The sequence below is a fragment of the Novipirellula galeiformis genome, from assembly GCF_007860095.1.
Taxonomy (GTDB): domain Bacteria; phylum Planctomycetota; class Planctomycetia; order Pirellulales; family Pirellulaceae; genus Novipirellula; species Novipirellula galeiformis.
This window is the reverse complement of record NZ_SJPT01000003.1, coordinates 38,726-56,836: the sequence shown is the minus strand read 5'-3', so window position 1 is coordinate 56,836 and position 18,111 is coordinate 38,726. Positions and strand designations below refer to the sequence as shown.

The window sequence follows — 18,111 nt, the reverse complement described above, 5'->3', positions numbered from 1 at the left end:
CGTCGGCTTACCGAACGGTCGGCTCAACGGATCGAAGTTGAGCACTCGTGCGGTGGAGCGAGGGGAAGACCGACGGGACCGCTGCAGCAGGAACGGACGAGGGCATTTGATGCCCATTGGCATCCATGACGACGCGGGCATCGTTTGCCATCATCATCGGCGAGGGTTTGTTTTCATCGGTCCAGACCCTTTTTTTATCGGTCAGGACCGTATCGATCTCGGTGTCGGAGCGTTGTTCCAGTCCACCAAGCATGGGGTCCGGATCCTACGGCGACATGTCCTGCGTTGCGTCCGCCGGTGAGATTTCCTCGCTCACATTATCCCCGATCAATTCGTTTGCGATGAACAAACTCAATTGCGTGATTGTCGGATGGCTCCAAGCAACCACGGGGGTCAATTCGATTCCGGACCAATCTTCGGTTTCACCACTCAATTCGACGCTCGTCATCGAATCGAGTCCGTAGTCCGCAAACGGTTTATCCAACTCGACACGATCGGGTTGCACGCCAGCGCGAACGACAAGCCATTCGGCGAGCCACGCTTCGATCATCCGGCACAAGGGCTCGCGATCTGTCGCGGTCGGATTCGGTGGAAGTCGCGGGATTGCCAGCGGCGTTTGCTCGGACATGAACTTACGATCGTAGCGATACTTGCAACGGATCTCATCGGCGGCAAACAACTCGCGACATCGATGGCGCTGGATCTTGCCGCTGCTAGTCAGTGGAACGGTTGCTGGCCGCACCAATAAAATATTGCGAGGGTCGACTTCGTGAATGTCGATCACGCTGCGTCGAATCGAACGAATCATCTCGGGTAGCAACGACTCATCGCAATGCCGTTGGATTTCCGCGATGATGGCCAATCCTTCGCCACGTCCCCCTTCCACGGCAAACGCGGCACATGGTCCGCCATTGCTGCCGAGGGATTCTCGCACCGTGGCTTCAATGTCTTGGGGATACAAATTGCGGCCGCGCAGGATGACGACATCTTTGATCCGTCCGGTCACGTACAATTGACCCGCGTCAAAGAAACCAAGGTCTCCACTACGAAAAAATCCTTCACGGTCATCTGAGGTGCGCGCCGCAAACCGCTGCTGATTCTCTTCGTCTCGGTTCCAGTAACCCGCCGTGACACTAGCGCCCCTGAGCCAAATTTCGCCAATCCTTCGCTCCGCACAAACTTCGCGTGTCTGCGGATCCACGATCAACAACTCCGTTTCCTGGGCTGCCGAACCGCAGGCGACAAGCTTCTGAAAGGCTTTACCACGTCCATCGGGTTGGACGTCCACGCGTCCGTCACGGAGTGCATCGCGGGCGACGGTTAGTAAACGAGGTTCCGCGGGGCCGTCACCACCAGCAGCAAGCAAGGTCGCTTCGGCCAAGCCATAGCAGGGATAAAAGGCGGAGAGGCTAAATTTGCTGCTGGAAAAACGGTGAGCAAAATCAGTCAACGTGCGTGGCACAATGGGTTCCGCACCACAAAATGCCGTCGTCCAATGGGAAAGATCGAGCGAGTCGGTTTGCTCGGGGGAGATACGGTCGATGCACAATTGATAGGCAAAGTTGGGGGCGCCACTCACCGTCGCCTTGTAATCGCTGATCAATTGGAGCCATCGAATCGGTCGCTGCAAAAACGCACGCGGGCTCATCAAGACAATCGAATACCCCGAATATAGCGGCGCGAGCAATCCGCCGATCAACCCCATGTCGTGAAAGAACGGCAACCAAAAAACGGCCGTCTCCGCTTCGCTCCCCTCGTCGTCTTGCCAAGGCAACTTAAATCCATGCTTAATCGCGGCCAGGTTTGCCATCACATTGCGATGACGAACCATCACTCCCTTAGGCTCGCTCGTGCTTCCGCTGGTGTATTGCAGCAGCGCGATCGAATCGGGATCAATCGACAACGAGTGAGGATCGATCCAATGCGAAGGGTCGTTCGCCGAGCTCGCCTCGATCGAAGCATCGGTGGCGATCTGTGGAATCCCACGCGCGGCTTCGCACAACTTATTGCGATCGATTCCCGCCAACGTCGCCGCGTCGCTAATCAACGCCGAGGGTTGGCAATCACGCGCGGCCGAATCGAGACGCTCCATCACCCGCCCCGGCTTGGGGTAACAAGTGGGAACCGGAATCCAACCGGCGACGTGAGCGCCCAAGAAGCCTGCGATGAATTCCAATCCAGGGGGAAACAACAGCAAGGCGCGAGGATCACGCTCGGCAACCTTAGGCATCTGGTTGGCAAACTGGCAAACGCGCCCCCACAACTCTCGATAACTCCACGAGCGGGAAACCCCGTCATCGTCAACAAACGTTACTGCAGGTCGAGCGCCATGTTTCTCGGCGCGAATACCGATCCACTGCGGCAAGGTGGTCGCGGTGGAGGGGGCGAGAGAGGGCATATCAAATGGCTCTGCGTCTTGCTTCACGCTGGCGGGACCAACGCGATGGATGGGAGGGGCGGAGAAGGTTTCGATTCAGTCAAGATTGCGGAGCGGGGAAAGTGGACGCGTCAATCAGGCGGTCGTCTCGCTGCTTGTGGTCGCTCGGCACGGCGCCATCGATGCACCAGTTTTCGCGGCCACGAAAACGACTCAACCCCAGCCGTCTCTCCCCCGAACGATGCAACGACGGTGCGCCCCAAATTAGTGGCTCAGACGGATTCCGACAAACGCATCCTCTATTCCTCCCAATCGTTAAGAACCAAAACGACCATTTGTCAAGATTCGACGGATCCCGTACGCGTTGCGGGTATCGCGTCCCGACGCGGACGGAGCCAGCGATGGAATCGGATTGGTGGGGCCAAAAACGGTTGGGACGCGGCTTTGCGTTGCCGGACGATCTAGCGGGCGTGGTAAGATCTCGCCGTGGTAATGCATCCGACGAACGGTATTGCCATAGAAATGTCCAGGACGATAAGGACGCTGTTCAATCGGCATCGACTTAATCTCGTCGCGGTAGGATCCGGTAGGGATAATGATCGGAGACCAGCCTGGTTCCGTTGCGTTCGCCGGGGAATCAAACGTCACCAGTAGGAGTGCGAACATCAACAAGGCAAGTAGAACGGTCTTCACGCTGTTTTTCCTCAATTTCTTTTGTCTGGGACTGGTCTTCTAAATTCCGATGCGATCGCATCGTGACATGCAAGCGAGATCGCTTCCAATTTTCTTGCGAAGGCGGGAGATTGCAAGGCACACTATCATGACAGGAATCAGCGCCAAGTCTACTAATCTAGGTTACTGAAGGAGGCAGGAGAGATGGATAAATCGGACTCATCGAGAAAAAAACACCTAAGCGTAGGCAAATCCTCTCTAGGAGCGATCGCGACGGTCGTCCTTGTGGGGGTGTACTCGCTGCTCCAACCGATGCTGGAAGCAAGATGGGGTTTGAATCTGCCGAAGCTGGGCGCTCCCGCCACGAACGAGGTCGCGGAGGAGCGCAACCCAGACACGATCCCGGCGTCACCGACCACCACCGCTCAAGCCGATTTGCTCTATGGCGTATTGAGGGAGGTCGCCGAAAATCGCTACATCTCTCAAGAGGGTCTGTTGTACAACCCAGGAAGCGCCGAAGGGCATCGGCTGGAACATTTGCGTCGGCACACCCGAGACGATCCCTCTCGGCCAGGAAGTCACGGGGTATTCGATGGCGAGATGGAGGGAATGCTGCGAACGATCGATCGGGCTTATGCAAAAGCGAAATCGGGAGATCGAACGACCGTGCGAGTCGATGACGGGCGAACGATCTACACGGTCGATCTAGGTACTCGAGTCGGCTACGTGGGGGGCATCAGCGGAGGGCGGCGACAAAATCCACTCGCCCGTCGTGTTCGGATAGTCTTGGAGGACACCGGGGTGATTACGGCGTACCCGATGGAATGACTCGCGAAATCTGTATTCTCAATCACCCTTTCTGCTTGCCGCTTTATTCTTTTCCGCGTTTATTCCTTTTCGCTTTATCATCCCTTTCCGCTTTATTCGTTCGCTTTTCGGAGATCAAACTATCGTGAGTCCAAAACACTCAGTTGGCGAATGTCCGATTTGTGGCGGTGGCTTATGTGGGGTTCGCATCTGCGGCTTCCCTGCCGAAACGGAAACACCCTCCCAGACTGGGAAGCTAACAAACGTCAAAAATCGTCCCCTCCCTCATGGGCTGGTCGTTTGTGACGAGTGCGAGGCGATCTGGCTCGAGCCAGACCTCACGACTCGGCACCAATACCCCAACGGCTGCGACGCTCGCTGCCCCGTCTGCCTTGAACCCCTTTGGGGCGAGCAAGGTCACTGGGCTTCGGCAGAGGAGATTGACATACTCGGTTGGGGCGGATGCTCTCATCCCGAGCTCGATGGGTTGCCCGATTCAAGCCAGCCCGATTCAAACTAGCCCGATTGAGCCCACGCGGACTCGCATGCCTTCCGAAAACCGGCTGTTCGGGTCGTGGACGAGGCGACGGGTCCCGATTTTTTCGTTTTTTGCGATGGCCCCGTCGCCTCGTCCACTTCGTCTGAGCCTAATTCCTAGCGGTCACGCAGCCCTAGCGCAACTTCACCGAAAGAACGTCCTTGTTAGAACGAATTGTCATCCCCTCGTCGGTAGACCAGCTTTTGCTACCCGCGGAGATACGCTTATGGATTTCCGATGCTCGCAACCGGATCGAAGCCTTCCAAGATCGCTGGGACCAGCCGCAAATCGAACAATTTGTCGCCGCCGATTACGAGTTGGTTTATCAATCGCTCGCTTGGACGTTGGAGTCTCAATTGCTGATCGGCAGACGATTTCTCGAGTGGGGTTGTGGATTTGCCGTCGTCAGCGCGCTCGCCTCGACACTTGACTTGGACGTGATCGGCATCGAAGCGGAAGGGGAACTGCTCGATCAAGGCCAGCGGTTGGTTGCCGAGTGGAATACGAATGTCGAACTGGTTTGCGGCAACTTTTTGCCCCCCGATAGTGATGAACTTGCCGACGATCCGACGCTACCGAGTTTGGGGCATCCGGTTCGGTGTGCGTACGAAACGCTGGGTTTAGAGTTGGATGACTTTGCGATCGTCTATTCGTATCCCTGGCCGGGGGAGGATGATTTTCATGAGCGTGTGTTCGATCGCTATGCTTGTCGCGGTGCGCTGATGCTCCAGTTTTGTGGGCCAAATGACGTGCGTTTATGGCGAAAACGTGCTTGAGTCGCCTGCCATTGCGTTTCCAATGAACGTGTTGTTGCATTGACGACACGTTGATTAACTCCATCACGACTCTCAGTTTTCCTCAACTTCGCAGCCCCTTTAGGCCGAAACTTCATCACAAGCACTGCGATCCGCACTCAGCGGGTCGCGAAGCGCGCTGCGGTTGGTGGACTGTGGCAAAACACGGTGGGGGACGGCGGTGCCTGAGGAATCGATTCAACGAATCGTAGGCGTGAGATGCGCGCTGGCGATGGCGCTGATGTTCGCATCGGTGATCTCGGCTCGTACCGCGTCGGCGCAAGGTCTGCGGGACCGCTTCAGCATCATTGGAACGTCCAATGACGCGGACACAGGAACCGCTTCGGTGGAACGTCGCGATCAAGTATTGGCGAGTCTGCCGATGAAGCGACTCACCCCAGACGCCCAACAGCGAATAATGGCGATTGCCAGTTCGCCCACCATCTTTCGCCAATTGCCGACCCAGGCAATCAGCTGTGATCGAGAGATGTTCCTGTTCATCGCTCGCAATCCCGAGGTGCTCGTTGGCATGTGGGACTTGATGGGAGTCACCCAGGTTCAAACACAACGTGTCGCTCCCTATCAACTCGATGCATCCGATGGCAGCGGTACCCATTGCCGAGTCGATTTGGTCTACGGCGATCCGCAACTACACATCTACGTTGCCGATGGTTATTACGACGGAAAACTTGTCCCCAAGTCGATCGACGGACGTGGTGTTTTCGTATTCCGCAGCAGCTACGCGACCTCGGCCAGCGGTGAAACCACGGTCACCGGGACGCTAGATTGCTTCGTTCAGCTCGACAGTCTGGGAGCCGACCTGATCGCCCGCACGTTGAGCGGATTTATCGGTCGATCGGCCGACAATAACTTCATCGAAACCGCGCGTTTCGTGAGCCAAATTTCCGAAGCCTCGCGGCGTAATCCTCAATCGATGATTGATCTGGCCAATCGTTTGCCACAAGTCCCGCGAGAAACGCAGCAGCAGTTCGTCGAGGTCATCAAGCATGTCAACCGCCGCCAACATGAGCTGGTTCAAGCGTCACGCCAACCGCGGACGGCGACCGCAGCCACCGCCGACCACCGCTAAGCATGCAATCCACTCGGTCGGCGGCCCCAACACCGCGACCGCAGTCGCAATTTCACATTGACGTTACGGCAGCGATTTTGTTACCCCAGGGTGTTGAAAACACCAGAGGCTGGCTCTGAGTTGTGATCCTTGATGGACACCCTCGCATCTTGTTGGAAACTACGGATGGGCATGCTCGAAATCACCCTGCCGCTGCACACCAGCGTTCGCAAACCTCCCAAGAATCTACGCAGTCGCGACCACGACATCTTTGCTTCGAGCCATCATCAAGAGATCTCCCCTGCCTCGATTGAGCGATTGCGTGGGGTCGAGGCGTTTGGCCGCGGCCCACTGCGTCATGAAGGACGCTACCTGCAAGAGAGTTTTGTGACACCAGCGCATGCCGAAGCATGGCGGCGTGAACGGGGTCATTTGCGTGCCGCAGCGGAGCGTTGGATCCAGTCTCGCTCGGTCATCGAAGCGCCTACCATTTGGATCACCGACAATGGCAGCTGCGGCTATTACCACTGGATCAGTGGTGCGTTGTCTCGTTTGGAGATGGCGTCGCGGTCGCACGATCTGGGCGAACTGACACTGCTGTTGCCGTACCAATATCGCCAGCATGCGTACATACAACCGAGTTTGAAACCGTACGGGCTTGGCGAAATTCGCTTTTTAAAGCGTTTCGAACGCGTTTATTGCCAGAACTTGATTTTGCCATCGCACGTGGCGGTCCCAGGAAACTACAACCAACCGATCATCCAACAGATGCATCAACGGTTTAGGAGCTATTTGGCGGAAACCCCCTGTCGCCATTGCGACCGCGTTGCAAATGAATTTGGTCAGCGCGTCTATATCAGCCGCAGCGGGGCAACGCGGCGGCGGATCGCCAACGAAGCCGCCATCCTACCGGTGCTACGCAAGCATGGATTCAGCATCTTTACCGCCGAACAGCACGATTGGCGCGTCCAAATTCAAGTCGCGGCGGCCGCCAAATACCTGGTTTCCAACCACGGAGCCGGCCTGACCCACATGCTGATGATGGCGACCGGTGGACGCGTCTTGGAGATCCGTGATGCCATGAATGAAACCTCCAATTGCTACTTTGCCCTCGCCTCGGCATCCCAATTGGATTACTACTATGCGCTCGCTCAACCCGCCAACTCTCCGCAATCGAGCCCTTTGGGGGAGACGGAGATGGAGCCTGAAACGCTCGACGCCGCGTTGACCGAGATGCTCTCGTCTTCGTGCGAATTGTCACGACGCGTCCGGCGTGCACAAGACGTCGATGTCGCCCGCTGATATTATTTGATTGATCGAGAAATCTTATCGAAACGCCTTTCCGAGTTGTTCGTCGCTAATGATAATCGAAGCGACGGGCATCTTCCGGTGACGTCTCTCCTCGCTCCTACGTTTCCCACTTCATCGAACCGGCAATACGTTTTTCATGCACACGAAGCCCAAGTCTCCTGTCCGCGTTGGTACGCGACTTGGAAAGTATCGGATTGAAAGACGACTTGGAACGGGTGGGTTTGCGACGGTCTACGCCGCCTTCGACACGCTGTTGGGAATCAAGGTGGCGTTAAAGATTCCGTCCCCTGAATTGGTTTCGCCCCAATTGCTCGAAGAGTTCCGCCGCGAAGCGCGATTGACGATCCAATTGGACCATCCCAATATTTTGCCGATTCGCGATGCCGCCTTTATCGAAGGCCACTTCGTCATCGTCTCGCCGATGGGTGAACGGACGCTGGCCGATCGAATCCAAAAGCGGATTGGTTTCGAACTCGCGTTTGATTACGTCACGCAGTTGCTCGAAGGGGTCGCCTACGCGCACGAGCAAGGGGTGATTCACTGCGACATCAAACCGGAAAACATCTTGTTGTTCGAGGACAACGTGATTCGGTTGGGTGATTTCGGGATCGCCAAGGCTGCCCAAGCTACGATCAGCGGCTCGGGGACCGGAACGGTCGGCTACATGGCGCCGGAACAAGCGATGGGCAAACCTTCGATGCGTTCGGACGTCTTTTCGATCGGTTTGCTCGCTTATCGGATATTTTCCGGTAAATGGCCCGAATATCCTTTTGAGTGGCCACTAGAGGGGGCTGCGCAGCTGCGTCGACGCGCCCATGGCGATTTAATCGCTGTAATCCGTAAATCGCTCGAAGTTAACCCCCGCCATCGTTATCGGGATGCGCCTCAAATGCTATCGGTCTTTGAACAAACTCGACTGAAAGCGATCCGCTTCTCTCGTCGCAACCGAGTCTCGGGCTAGAATTAAGGAGACTCCACTTTCATCTCTCCTCCACCTGCGGGTGGGTAATGATTCAGCCCATCATGTTGTCAACCATCACTGAAACGTCTCTCGACTTTTGCATCGAAAGTGACATGCGTGATCCACGCTTGCATCCGATGCCGTTGGGGTCGGTGGTTTCAATTTCGCGGCGTTGTCCTGGGAAGATCGAACCCAACGACGACAGCTCGATGGTGATTCGAACCTCTAGCGGTGCGATCGTAATGGCGGTGGCTGATGGAGTTGGCGGTTGTCCGCTCGGCTACAAAGCGTCGGCGATCGCGGTGCACTGTATCGCGGAGATGGTCGGAGCCTCGGATCCCGATGCGGACCTGCGCCCTGCAATCCTGGACGGGATCGAAAAGGCCAACACCGAAATCTTGGATCTCGGCGTCGGTGCAGCGACCACGTTGTCGGTGGTCGAGATTGTCGAAGGTCGCGTTCGCGCGTACACCGTGGGCGATTCGATGACGATGATTGTGGGTCAACGTGGATCGCTGAAGTGGAAATCGACATCGCATTCGCCCGTCGGCTATGCCATCGAATCGGGCATGTTAGACGAGGCCGCCGCGATGACGCACGACGATCGCCATGTCGTCTCGAATTTGGTCGGATCAAAAACGATGCACATCGAAGTCGGGCCCTCACGCCAATTGGCGGCGCGCGACCGTGTGATCTTGGCCAGCGATGGTTTGTTCGACAACCTGCATCTCTCCGAAGTCGTCGCCGCGATGAAGAGCGGCAAGCCAATTGGATGCATGCAGAAACTGGTTCAAATCGCCAGCCAACGGATGAGCGGCAACGAGGAGCAGTTGCCTGGCAAACCGGACGATTTGACCATCTTGTTGTACGCACGCTAGCGTTCCCACACGACGCTGAGCCTCTTTCCAAGCGACGCGGATCCTCGTCGCGCCTGAGGCGCTGCCGATATTGCTCGAAGGGCACACGTCTAAACTGGGGTACAAACTCCATTTCGAAGCGGAGTTTTCGCATCGAGCGTTGGAGGTACGCAAATTGCACACTGAAATCGGCTTGAAGACTCGCTTTCACTCGAGTTGTGAATCGCGTCCCTCTTGAGACGCTGATTTGCTACGACAAACCACATTGTTGGAGCCGACTGCTTTGAATTCCCGTGAACCCCAGGACATGATGCGCGCGGTGGTCTACGACGATTACGGCGATGCCGACGTGCTGCACTTGACCAATCTTCCTTTGCCCCGGCGCCTGCCCGGTCAATTGTTGATCGAAGTAGAGGCGTCGAGCGTCAACCCAATCGACTATCGGATTCGCAGCGGAGAAATGAAAGCGTTGCTGCTGGGCGGTTTCCCACGCGTGCCCGGTTACGATGTCGCAGGCGTTGTGGCCGACTGTGCCGACGATGCGCCGTTTTCGCTTGGTGATCGCGTCATCGCGTTTCTCGATCATGCACGCGGCGGTGCCTGCGCCGACTATGCCGTCTGTGCCATCGACGTTGCTGCAAAAATTCCCGAGTCGATGTCGATCGAAGAAGCCGCTGCGATCCCGCTGGCCGGTACCACCGCGCTGCAATCGCTGCGCGACCATGGAAAAATCGCAGCGGGCATGCATGTCTTGATTAACGGAGCCAGCGGTGGCGTCGGAATGTTTGCCGTCCAGATTGCCAAGGCCTATGGATGCCACGTCGATGCCGTCGCCAGCGGTGCTCACGAAGCTTTCTGTAGGTCTCTCGGAGCCGATCATTTTTATGACTATAAAAAGAAAGACTTCACCGAATCGAGAGAACGATGGGATTTGATCTTTGATGCGGCGGGCACGTCAGGCTATTTCGAATCACGCGACGTGCTCCATCCGAAAGGACGCTACGTGTCGACCGAACCCGACGTGAAAGGGATGCTGATGACGCTCGTCACTTGGCCATTGTCCAAGTCCGGAACGGTGATGTTGGCCAAACCCTCCGGTGACGATCTGCGTGAATTGATCACGCTGTACGAACAAGGCAAATTGATGATCACGATCGATAGCTGTTTTGAGATGGCGCAAGCGGCTGCGGCACATCGACGGGTGGAAAACGGCGTCGATCAAGGTAAAGTGATCGTGCTGAACCAACGACACGCGACCGACGAATCCAATCAGATCGGATAGTTGGAAGCCGCCCCCTGTACCGTGCTCGCCGATGCGAATCCGAGTCGCACGGCCGATCAGTAGACGTCGCGGACGTAGCGTTTTGTTTTCGACAAACTGGCCACGTATTGATCGGCCTGTTCCTCACTCATGTTGCCATGCTCGGCGACGATGGCCTTTAGTGTTCGATCAACATCGGCCGCCATTCGAGACGCGTCGCCACACACGTAGAAGTGAGCACCCTCGGTGAGCCACTGGAACAACTCAGCTCCGTTTTCTCGCATCCGGTCTTGGACGTAGACCTTTTTGTCCCCGTCGCGACTGAACGCGGTATCGAGTCGTTGTAAGCATCCCGCTTCGACATAGGCCTGCAGTTGTTCCTCGTACAAAAAGTCATACGCTTCGTGCTGGTCTCCGAACAGTAACCAATTTTTTCCGCTCGACTTTGTGGCAACACGTTCTTGCAAGAACGCCACAAACGGAGCGATACCCGTTCCCGGACCGACCATGATGATTGGCACATTCAAATCGGTCGGGACCGTGAATCCGGTGTGGTTCGCATGCGTAAAGATCCGCAGTGACGAACCCGACTCCAAGCGATCCGTTAACATTGTGCTGGCGACCCCCTTACGAACGCGTCCTTCACGCTCGTAGAGGACCTTGCCAACGGTCAAGTGAACCTGCTCGCCGACCGCCTTCATGCTGCTGGCGATCGAGTACAGTCGCGGATTGAGCGGCTCGAGGGTCTCCATTAACTCGGACGCCGTTAACTTGACGTCGCTCGCGAGACTCAATGTATCAAGCACGTCAACGCCGTCGGGCACGCCGTCTTCGAGCATCTTGGCGAGTGCTTGTTTGCTGGTCGCATCCGCAGTGCGGCTGATCAATGATTCAAGCAATTCGTCACTCGGATCCTTTAGGCAGCAATCTTCTTGCAGTCCTAGCTTAAATGGCTTGGTGTTCCCCAGCGGCGTGGTCACTTCGGCGTTTGGATCGGACTCGATTCGCTGCAGGATCTCGCTAACCAGTTCGCTGCAATTGGACGGGCAAACACCGAGCGCGTCGCCGACTTCGTATTTGATCCCTGATCCCGACAAATCGATTTCGACATGATGGACCGCCTTGGCCGAGCCTTCTTTGTTTAAACAGCGTGACGCGAGCAGTTTGGCGGTGTAGGGAGCGGACCGCGAAGCCCCAGGGGCATCGCCTGCGAGCGGTGCGGCCGCAGCTCCACTGGCTTCAGCGCCGCCGCTGTCCTTCAGCAGCTTTTTGATCATCTGCTTGGTTTCTTTGCCACCGGGGCTGCACAGCGACAGATTCGATTCGGTTCCCGATGCAATTGCTTCGCTGTACGTTTGGCACAAATAGCCGCACGATCCGCAATCAAGTTGAGCCATCGCGGCCATCAATTTGCGATCCAGCGGCTTATCCTCCGCCAGACTCATGCGGTCCAGGATCGGCAGCGATTCATCGTGCCAAGGAAAATCCTCTTCCTCCGCTGGTTCACTTGGTGTGGCGATGGTTTCACTCGAGAACCCCATCGCGGCGAGGGCTTCGCCCTGCTGCGTATTGGACTGAATGCCCATCATGCCAGAGAAAAAACCGTTTAGCCAAGCGCGTTGTTCTTGGGAAAATGGCGCGGTATCAGGAATCAAGCTACTCATGGTTCGGTTCAGGAAGGATTAGGAGTTTCTTTTCAAAAGTGACGGTGGTCACTCAAATTCAAACACAACTTAGGGTTAACGCTTTGAGGTCTTCATCGCTGGTCCGTTGAGCGAACTCGACGAACGATTCGTTTTCATGTCGCTGTTGCAAATAGCCACCGACAATCGCAGTGATCAGAGCGGGGATGTCCGTGAACGCCACCGATTCAAACATCAGCCGGGCGATCCCTTTGCGGGTGCCCCAGCCGCCTCCCACGTTGACGTGGTATCCGTCGACCATGTCATCGCCTTGTTCGACTTGACAAGCCTGCAAGCCGATGTCGCCGATGTAGTGCTGGGCACAACTGTGGTGGCATCCGGTGACATGAATGTTGATGGGTTGATCGAGTTTGAATTGCGATTCAAGCGTCTCGGCGATGATCATCGCATGCTTTTTGGTATCGGCCCCGGCAAACTTGCAACCGGCACTTCCAGTACAAGCGACAAGTCCGGCACGAAACGAGCTGGCGTCGCAACTGAGCCCAATGAAATCTAGCTTCGCTTTTACTTCCTCGACGTCTTCGTCACGAATATGCGGAATCAAGACGTTTTGCCAAACGGTACAACGTATCTCACCGTTACCGTAGGTTTCAGCGATGTCGCTGAGCCCGCGTGCTTGGTCGCTGGTGATGCGGCCGACGGGCAACACCACGCCAACGTATTGGCGTCCGTTTTGTTTTTGCGGGTGCACGCCGACATGCGCGTGACGGTTTTCGTTGTCAGGGATCACGACAAGATCCGAGCTGACTTTTCGCAACTCATGCCCCATCTCTGTTTCGACTGCTTGGATGAATTTTTTAAATCCCCAGTCGTCGAGCACGTATTTCAGCCGAGCTTTCTTACGGTCGGTACGGTCCCCAGATCTGACAAAAACGCGAACGATCGCTCCGGCGACTTCCACGCACTCTTCCGGACGCAGCAAGACGCCGGTGTCGCGAGCGAAATCTTTGTGACCGGTGATACCGCCGAGCGTCAGTTGAAAATAAACACCCGCTGGCAACGATTCGCTGGCGGTGGCTTCGGTTACTTGCACTGCGTGGAAGCCAATGTCATTGGTGTCGTCGAGCGCACTGATGCTGCCTCCACCATCAAAAGCGATGTTGAACTTTCGCGGCAATCCATACATTTCGCGGTGATTGACGATGTAATGATGCATTCGTTTCGCATAAGGAATCGTTTCGATCAATTCCATGGGATCGATCCCCGACAGCGCACTGGCGGTGCAATTGCGAATGTTATCCCCCCCGGATCCGAGGCTGATGATGTCGAGCTCGCGAAGTCCATACAGGATGTTCATCGCGTGATCGGCGGGAATTTCGCGAAGTTGCAGGTTCGCACGCGTCGTCACGTCGATAAATCCGCCCGCCGATTTGTCGGACAAATCCGCCAATCCGCGCAGTTGCCACGAATGCAATAGGCCGCCCGGCAACCGCATGCGGCACATAAAGCTCTTTTGAGCCGGAGCGACGAAGAACAGCCCATGAAATTTGGTCAGGAAGACGTCGTCGCCTTTGGGAAATTCATTGGCATCGGAACGAGCTTGGATCTCGTCCCACATGTCCAACGGGTTCTTCGCCTGTTTAGCCTTTTCTTCTTTGCACAGTTTTTTTCCAGCGGCGATGCAGTCGGCTTGTGCTTGCAACGCGATCCGTTCGGGACCGACCGGCAACGATTTGCCATCGACCGTTGCGGCGCCACCACCGATGGTAACCGCGTTCCCCGAAGGTCCTGATACACAATTGCTGACCATCGGCAATCGGTTCACCGCGCGTGCCACGTCGGCACCGAATGCGAATCCGGCGATGTATTGTTGTTGCTCTTCGCTAAACGGTTTCTCACTCATGCTCGTTCGATCCTTACCGCACAATCTTTGTAGCTGGGTTGACGGCTGTGGGGGTCAAAGTGGCTCAGGGTCAATTGGTTGGTGGCTTCGTAATGCATTGGCATAAATGCGTGGCCCGGTTTCACAGTGGGGGTCACCATCGCCGTTGCGAGCAAGCTGCCGCGACGTGATTGAGCACGAACTTGGTCGCCGTTTTCGACGGCAATCGCAGCAGCGTCCTCAGGATTGATCTCGATGTAAGCTTCGTTGGGATACAGTTTGCGCAGCACCGGGCTTTTGTTTGTGCGTGTTTGCGTATGCCATTGGCTGACCGTGCCCCGACCGGTCATCAACAAAGTCGGAAAGTCCTCGTCTGGGGCTTCGGGCATCGGAGTCAGATCGTCGACAATCAAGCGAGCGCGACCATCGTGGTGATAGAAACGACCATCAGCGAATAAACGACGTTGTTGTTCGGGTTGAAAATCGCCTTCGGCATCCGCTTCGGTCCATGGCCATTGGATGCCGCCACAGCGATCAATTTGTTCATAGCCATCAATGCCGGTCATATCGCAGGGCTGATCTTCGCTCGCCCGTTGCATGATGCGAAACACCGCTTCGGGATCCGTCCACTCGGCGAACATGTCTTCCACGCCCCAGTACGCCGCGAGGGCACGAAAGATATGGAAATCCGCCAGTGCTTTGCCAGGTGCACGACGTACTTTTTTCAGTACGCCGTAGCGACGTTCGCTATTGATGAACGTGCCCGACTTTTCACCCCAGCCGGCGGCCGGAAGAATCAAATCCGCATGCCGAGCCGTTTCGGTGGTGTGATACATGTCTTGAACAACAAGGAAATCGAGCCGGTCGAGCAGGTTGCGAGCTTCGCTCTGGTGAATCCAGCTGTGAGCCGGGTTGGTCGCGATCACCCACAATCCACGAATGTCGCCGCGACGAATCCCGTCCATGATCCCGTCGTAGCTCCAACTTGGCTCGGTCGGAATCAAGTCCGCGTCGATCCCCAAACTGGTGGCGACCTTCTCGCGATCCGCTGAGTCCTTGAAATCGTGATGGCCGAATAGATTGGTGGTGTTGCTCCACAATCGTGAACCCATCGCATTGCATTGACCGGTAATGCTGTTGGCGCCCGTTCCCGGTCGACCGATGTTGCCGGTGATCAAGGCGATATTGATGATCGCTTGTGCCGTTCGCGTGCCTTCGTAACTTTGGTTGACTCCCATCGTCCACCACAGCGACACCGCCTTTCTTCGCCCGATCGTTTCGGCTGTTTGACGAATCGCATCAGCTGAAATTCCCGTCATCGGAGCGACAGCGTCAGGAGTAAACCGGCTGACGTGCTCGGAAAGCTTTTCAAAACCTTCGGTGTGCTTGTCGATGAATTTACGATCGACACATTCGCAAGCGATCAAGTGATTGGTGATCGCGTACAGCAACGCAAGGTCGCTTTTGGGGCGAATTTGTAAGTGCTGAGTTGCTGCCATCGCGGTCTCGGTGCAACGAGGGTCGATGACAATGATTTCCGGAGCGTGATGGTTTCGCAGCACCCGTTCCCACATGATCGGATGGCCGATGCAAGGATTGGCACCGATGAAGACCATGCAATCGCTTTGCTCAAAATCGTCGTAGGTGAACGGCGGCGAGTCGAACCCGAAGGCTTCTTTGTATGCCGTCGCGGCGGTGGCCATACATTGACGCGTATTACCGTCCCCATGTTTGATTCCCATGCCGAATTTTGCCAACGCACCAAGGAATGCCATCTCCTCGCACGCGATTTGCCCGGTGCTCAAAAATGCAACCGAATCAGGTCCGTGTTGACGCTGGATCCCTTTCATCCGGGTTGTGAACAGACGCAGGGCATGATCCCACGACACAGGGGCGAATTTGCCATCGGACGTGCGAATCATTGGGTCGGTCGCACGGTCCTCCGAATCGAGCACCCGCAATGCTTCCCAGCCCTTTGGGCAAGCCATACCGAGGTTGACGGGGTAGGAGGTTTCGGGTGTCAGACCGACTGCTTCGTCATCGCGAAGATGCAATCGCAATCCACAGCCGGTCGAACAATATCCGCAAACCGCCGTCGTGGTGGCATCGGCTTGCATCGACTCGTGGGTCATCCCGAGCCCATGGTCCCCCGGGTGCAGCAACAGCTCACGCGTCATCTTGCCGTCGTGCTGTCGCAACAGCTGAGGCAATAAATTGCGTGTCAGATTTCCGCGAAATTTCGTCCTGGGCTGAATCATCGGAAAGTTCCTGGCATCCGGTCGTAAACAACACTCATGAAATACAGCAATCGTTCCGCGATCTCGCCGCCGATCACAATCACGCTCGCTGCGATCGAAAATCCCGCTGCGGTCCAAGGCGAAACGAACGTTGTCGCCGCGGCAACGCACAGCAAGCCCAAGCCGACTAGGGCCGCCAACATCCGTGACTTAGCCAGACCCGATAGCGATTGGCGAACCAACCGACGCGAGCGGCGATCATAGGCATCGCCACGTCCGCTTGGATTCAAATGCACGTTCCATTCCCAGGCTGCTTTACCGGCCAATGTGATCATCGCGATCATCGTGATCGCCACGGAAATGAAACGACTTTCACCACTAAGGATCAAAATGGGCAGCACACTTGTCGCTCCGGCAACAACGCCAGTTCCCATAAAGCGAATCAGGGTTCGTGAGCTTCGCCAAATTTGCCGACGTGTCGCGATGTAAATCATGGCACTGCTAAACAGTCCCGCAGCACCCACTAAAATCGCCATCACGAGTGTCAAACTTGCTGCCCAGTCGGGGATCCACCGTTGAATCGATTGCGGAACGTACTCGCTAAACACAGGCAACCAGTACAGTGCGGTCGCGGCGGTTAGCAGTCCCATGTACTTGCCCAGCACAACGGCTTCGCGGCTGAGCCAGCTGGTCTTTAACCCCAAAAAGACTCGCCAGGCTCGCAGCGGTTGACCGAGGTGCAACGAAGCGATGTTCAGTCCAATGCCGCCAATCAGCAGGGCGGTAAGCAAAATGGATCGAGTGGCGACGACCGAGTGATCGTGCCCCGAAACCCAAGCCAATGGCGCCGCCAAACGCTCGATGAAAATCATCCCTACCGAAACTTGGGTGGCAACCAACATCACCGCCAAAGGCCAGTGGCTTTCGGCGACCTGGTCCACCCCGATGTCTTGGGGTACCGCGTTATCGGCAACATCACCGTGTTCAGTGCGATAGTTGGTTGTCGGTTTCGTGATCGTGGATAAGGGGGCCCCCGGTGCGATGCGGTCGTCGTCGGCAAACCTGGTATCTGCGGTGTCGACCACGGTGATCGAGATCGCCTCGTTCGGACACGCTTGCACACACGCAGGAGCTTCACCGGCGGACAAGCGTTGGTGACACATGTCGCACTTGCGTACGATACCGAGACGTTCGCTGTATTGAGGCACCTCGTAGGGGCACATCATCGTGCAGTATTTGCAGCCGATGCATTGATCATCCAAGTGACGGACGATCCCTGTATCAGAATCCTTTTCGTAGGCTTTGACCGGGCATCCGCTCAAACATCCCGGGTCTTCGCAGTGATGACAGGCAGTCGTGACGTGTTGGATCCGCGGTGCTTCGGGCTCGCCGATCGTCAGCGTACCCACACGCCGCCAGCTTTCATCTTCATCCAGTCCGTTCATGGTATGGCAGGCGACGACACAGGCTTTGCAGCCACTGCATTGATCGAGGTCGACGTCAAACGAATATTGTTGCCCGAGGCCTGGAGGCGAAACGGGCATCAGACTGCGGTAGTAACGTGCTTGCGCTGGAGCCACACCCGCTTCGCTGTCATGAGCCGAACTGAATTGTTCGACGGCCGAAAGCGCCTGCTGCTCGGTCAGCAATTGCTCGACCAAGTCAGGTGACGACTGAACGATAGGGAGTGCGATGGACATGA

General features: G+C 56.3%; 15 protein-coding genes. 8 read left to right on the top strand and 7 right to left on the bottom strand.

Annotation, left to right across the window (positions count from 1 at the left end):
- Nucleotides 1-7 precede the first annotated feature (7 nt).
- The 3 genes from Pla52o_RS08430 to Pla52o_RS08420 form a co-directional block, all read right to left on the bottom strand.
- Nucleotides 8-253 carry a hypothetical protein gene (locus Pla52o_RS08430; protein ID WP_146594187.1) on the bottom strand — a complete coding sequence of 82 codons (246 nt, stop codon included), beginning with the start codon at nt 251-253 and terminating at the stop codon, nt 8-10.
- A 12-nt stretch (nt 254-265) separates the two neighbouring features.
- Entirely contained in the window at nt 266-2,398 is a 2,133-nt protein-coding gene (locus Pla52o_RS08425; protein WP_146594186.1) for an AMP-binding protein, read from the bottom strand.
- A gap of 294 nt (nt 2,399-2,692) precedes the next feature.
- The gene (locus Pla52o_RS08420; RefSeq protein WP_146594185.1) at nt 2,693-3,070 is read right to left on the bottom strand and encodes a hypothetical protein; all 378 of its coding nucleotides are present in this window, start codon (nt 3,068-3,070) and stop codon (nt 2,693-2,695) included.
- Nucleotides 3,071-3,253: 183 nt separating this feature from the next.
- Here Pla52o_RS08420 and Pla52o_RS08415 point away from each other — a divergent pair, with 183 nt between their 5' ends.
- The 8 genes from Pla52o_RS08415 to Pla52o_RS08385 all read left to right on the top strand — a co-directional run bounded on the left by Pla52o_RS08415 (nt 3,254) and on the right by Pla52o_RS08385 (nt 10,668).
- The gene (locus Pla52o_RS08415; RefSeq protein ID WP_146594184.1) at nt 3,254-3,877 is read left to right on the top strand and encodes a hypothetical protein; all 624 of its coding nucleotides are present in this window, start codon (nt 3,254-3,256) and stop codon (nt 3,875-3,877) included.
- A gap of 124 nt (nt 3,878-4,001) precedes the next feature.
- Nucleotides 4,002-4,376 carry a hypothetical protein gene (locus tag Pla52o_RS27380; RefSeq protein WP_231612192.1) on the top strand — a complete coding sequence of 125 codons (375 nt, stop codon included), beginning with the start codon at nt 4,002-4,004 and terminating at the stop codon, nt 4,374-4,376.
- 179 nt (nt 4,377-4,555) lie between these two features.
- Nucleotides 4,556-5,170: a class I SAM-dependent methyltransferase gene (locus Pla52o_RS08410; protein ID WP_146594183.1), complete on the top strand. Its 615-nt coding sequence runs from the start codon at nt 4,556-4,558 to the stop codon at nt 5,168-5,170.
- Between the two features lie 232 nt (nt 5,171-5,402).
- Nucleotides 5,403-6,278: a hypothetical protein gene (locus Pla52o_RS08405; protein WP_146594182.1), complete on the top strand. Its 876-nt coding sequence runs from the start codon at nt 5,403-5,405 to the stop codon at nt 6,276-6,278.
- Between the two features lie 165 nt (nt 6,279-6,443).
- A complete protein-coding gene (locus tag Pla52o_RS08400) occupies nt 6,444-7,559 on the top strand; it encodes a glycosyltransferase family 61 protein (protein WP_197169108.1) in 1,116 nt (371 codons plus the stop codon).
- A 145-nt stretch (nt 7,560-7,704) separates the two neighbouring features.
- On the top strand, nt 7,705-8,529 hold the full coding sequence (locus Pla52o_RS08395; protein WP_146594180.1) for a serine/threonine-protein kinase: 825 nt from the start codon (nt 7,705-7,707) through the stop codon (nt 8,527-8,529).
- Between the two features lie 62 nt (nt 8,530-8,591).
- On the top strand, nt 8,592-9,407 hold the full coding sequence (locus Pla52o_RS08390) for a PP2C family protein-serine/threonine phosphatase (protein WP_231612191.1): 816 nt from the start codon (nt 8,592-8,594) through the stop codon (nt 9,405-9,407).
- 289 nt (nt 9,408-9,696) lie between these two features.
- Nucleotides 9,697-10,668: an NAD(P)-dependent alcohol dehydrogenase gene (locus Pla52o_RS08385; RefSeq protein WP_146594625.1), complete on the top strand. Its 972-nt coding sequence runs from the start codon at nt 9,697-9,699 to the stop codon at nt 10,666-10,668.
- Between the two features lie 56 nt (nt 10,669-10,724).
- On the opposite strand, the gene Pla52o_RS08380 is transcribed toward Pla52o_RS08385, so the two are convergent.
- From Pla52o_RS08380 to Pla52o_RS08365, 4 genes are read right to left on the bottom strand one after another with little or no spacing between them, the layout of a single operon-like run.
- The gene (locus tag Pla52o_RS08380) at nt 10,725-12,311 is read right to left on the bottom strand and encodes a sulfite reductase subunit alpha (protein ID WP_146594178.1); all 1,587 of its coding nucleotides are present in this window, start codon (nt 12,309-12,311) and stop codon (nt 10,725-10,727) included.
- 58 nt (nt 12,312-12,369) lie between these two features.
- A complete protein-coding gene (locus tag Pla52o_RS08375; RefSeq protein WP_146594177.1) occupies nt 12,370-14,193 on the bottom strand; it encodes a NirA family protein in 1,824 nt (607 codons plus the stop codon).
- Nucleotides 14,190-16,430, bottom strand: a complete 2,241-nt coding sequence (locus tag Pla52o_RS08370) for a molybdopterin oxidoreductase family protein (protein ID WP_146594176.1) — start codon at nt 16,428-16,430, stop codon at nt 14,190-14,192. Before Pla52o_RS08370 ends, Pla52o_RS08375 begins: the two co-directional genes overlap by 4 nt.
- Nucleotides 16,427-18,109 carry a DmsC/YnfH family molybdoenzyme membrane anchor subunit gene (locus tag Pla52o_RS08365; protein WP_146594175.1) on the bottom strand — a complete coding sequence of 561 codons (1,683 nt, stop codon included), beginning with the start codon at nt 18,107-18,109 and terminating at the stop codon, nt 16,427-16,429. Before Pla52o_RS08365 ends, Pla52o_RS08370 begins: the two co-directional genes overlap by 4 nt.
- Between the last annotated feature and the right edge of the window lie 2 nt (nt 18,110-18,111).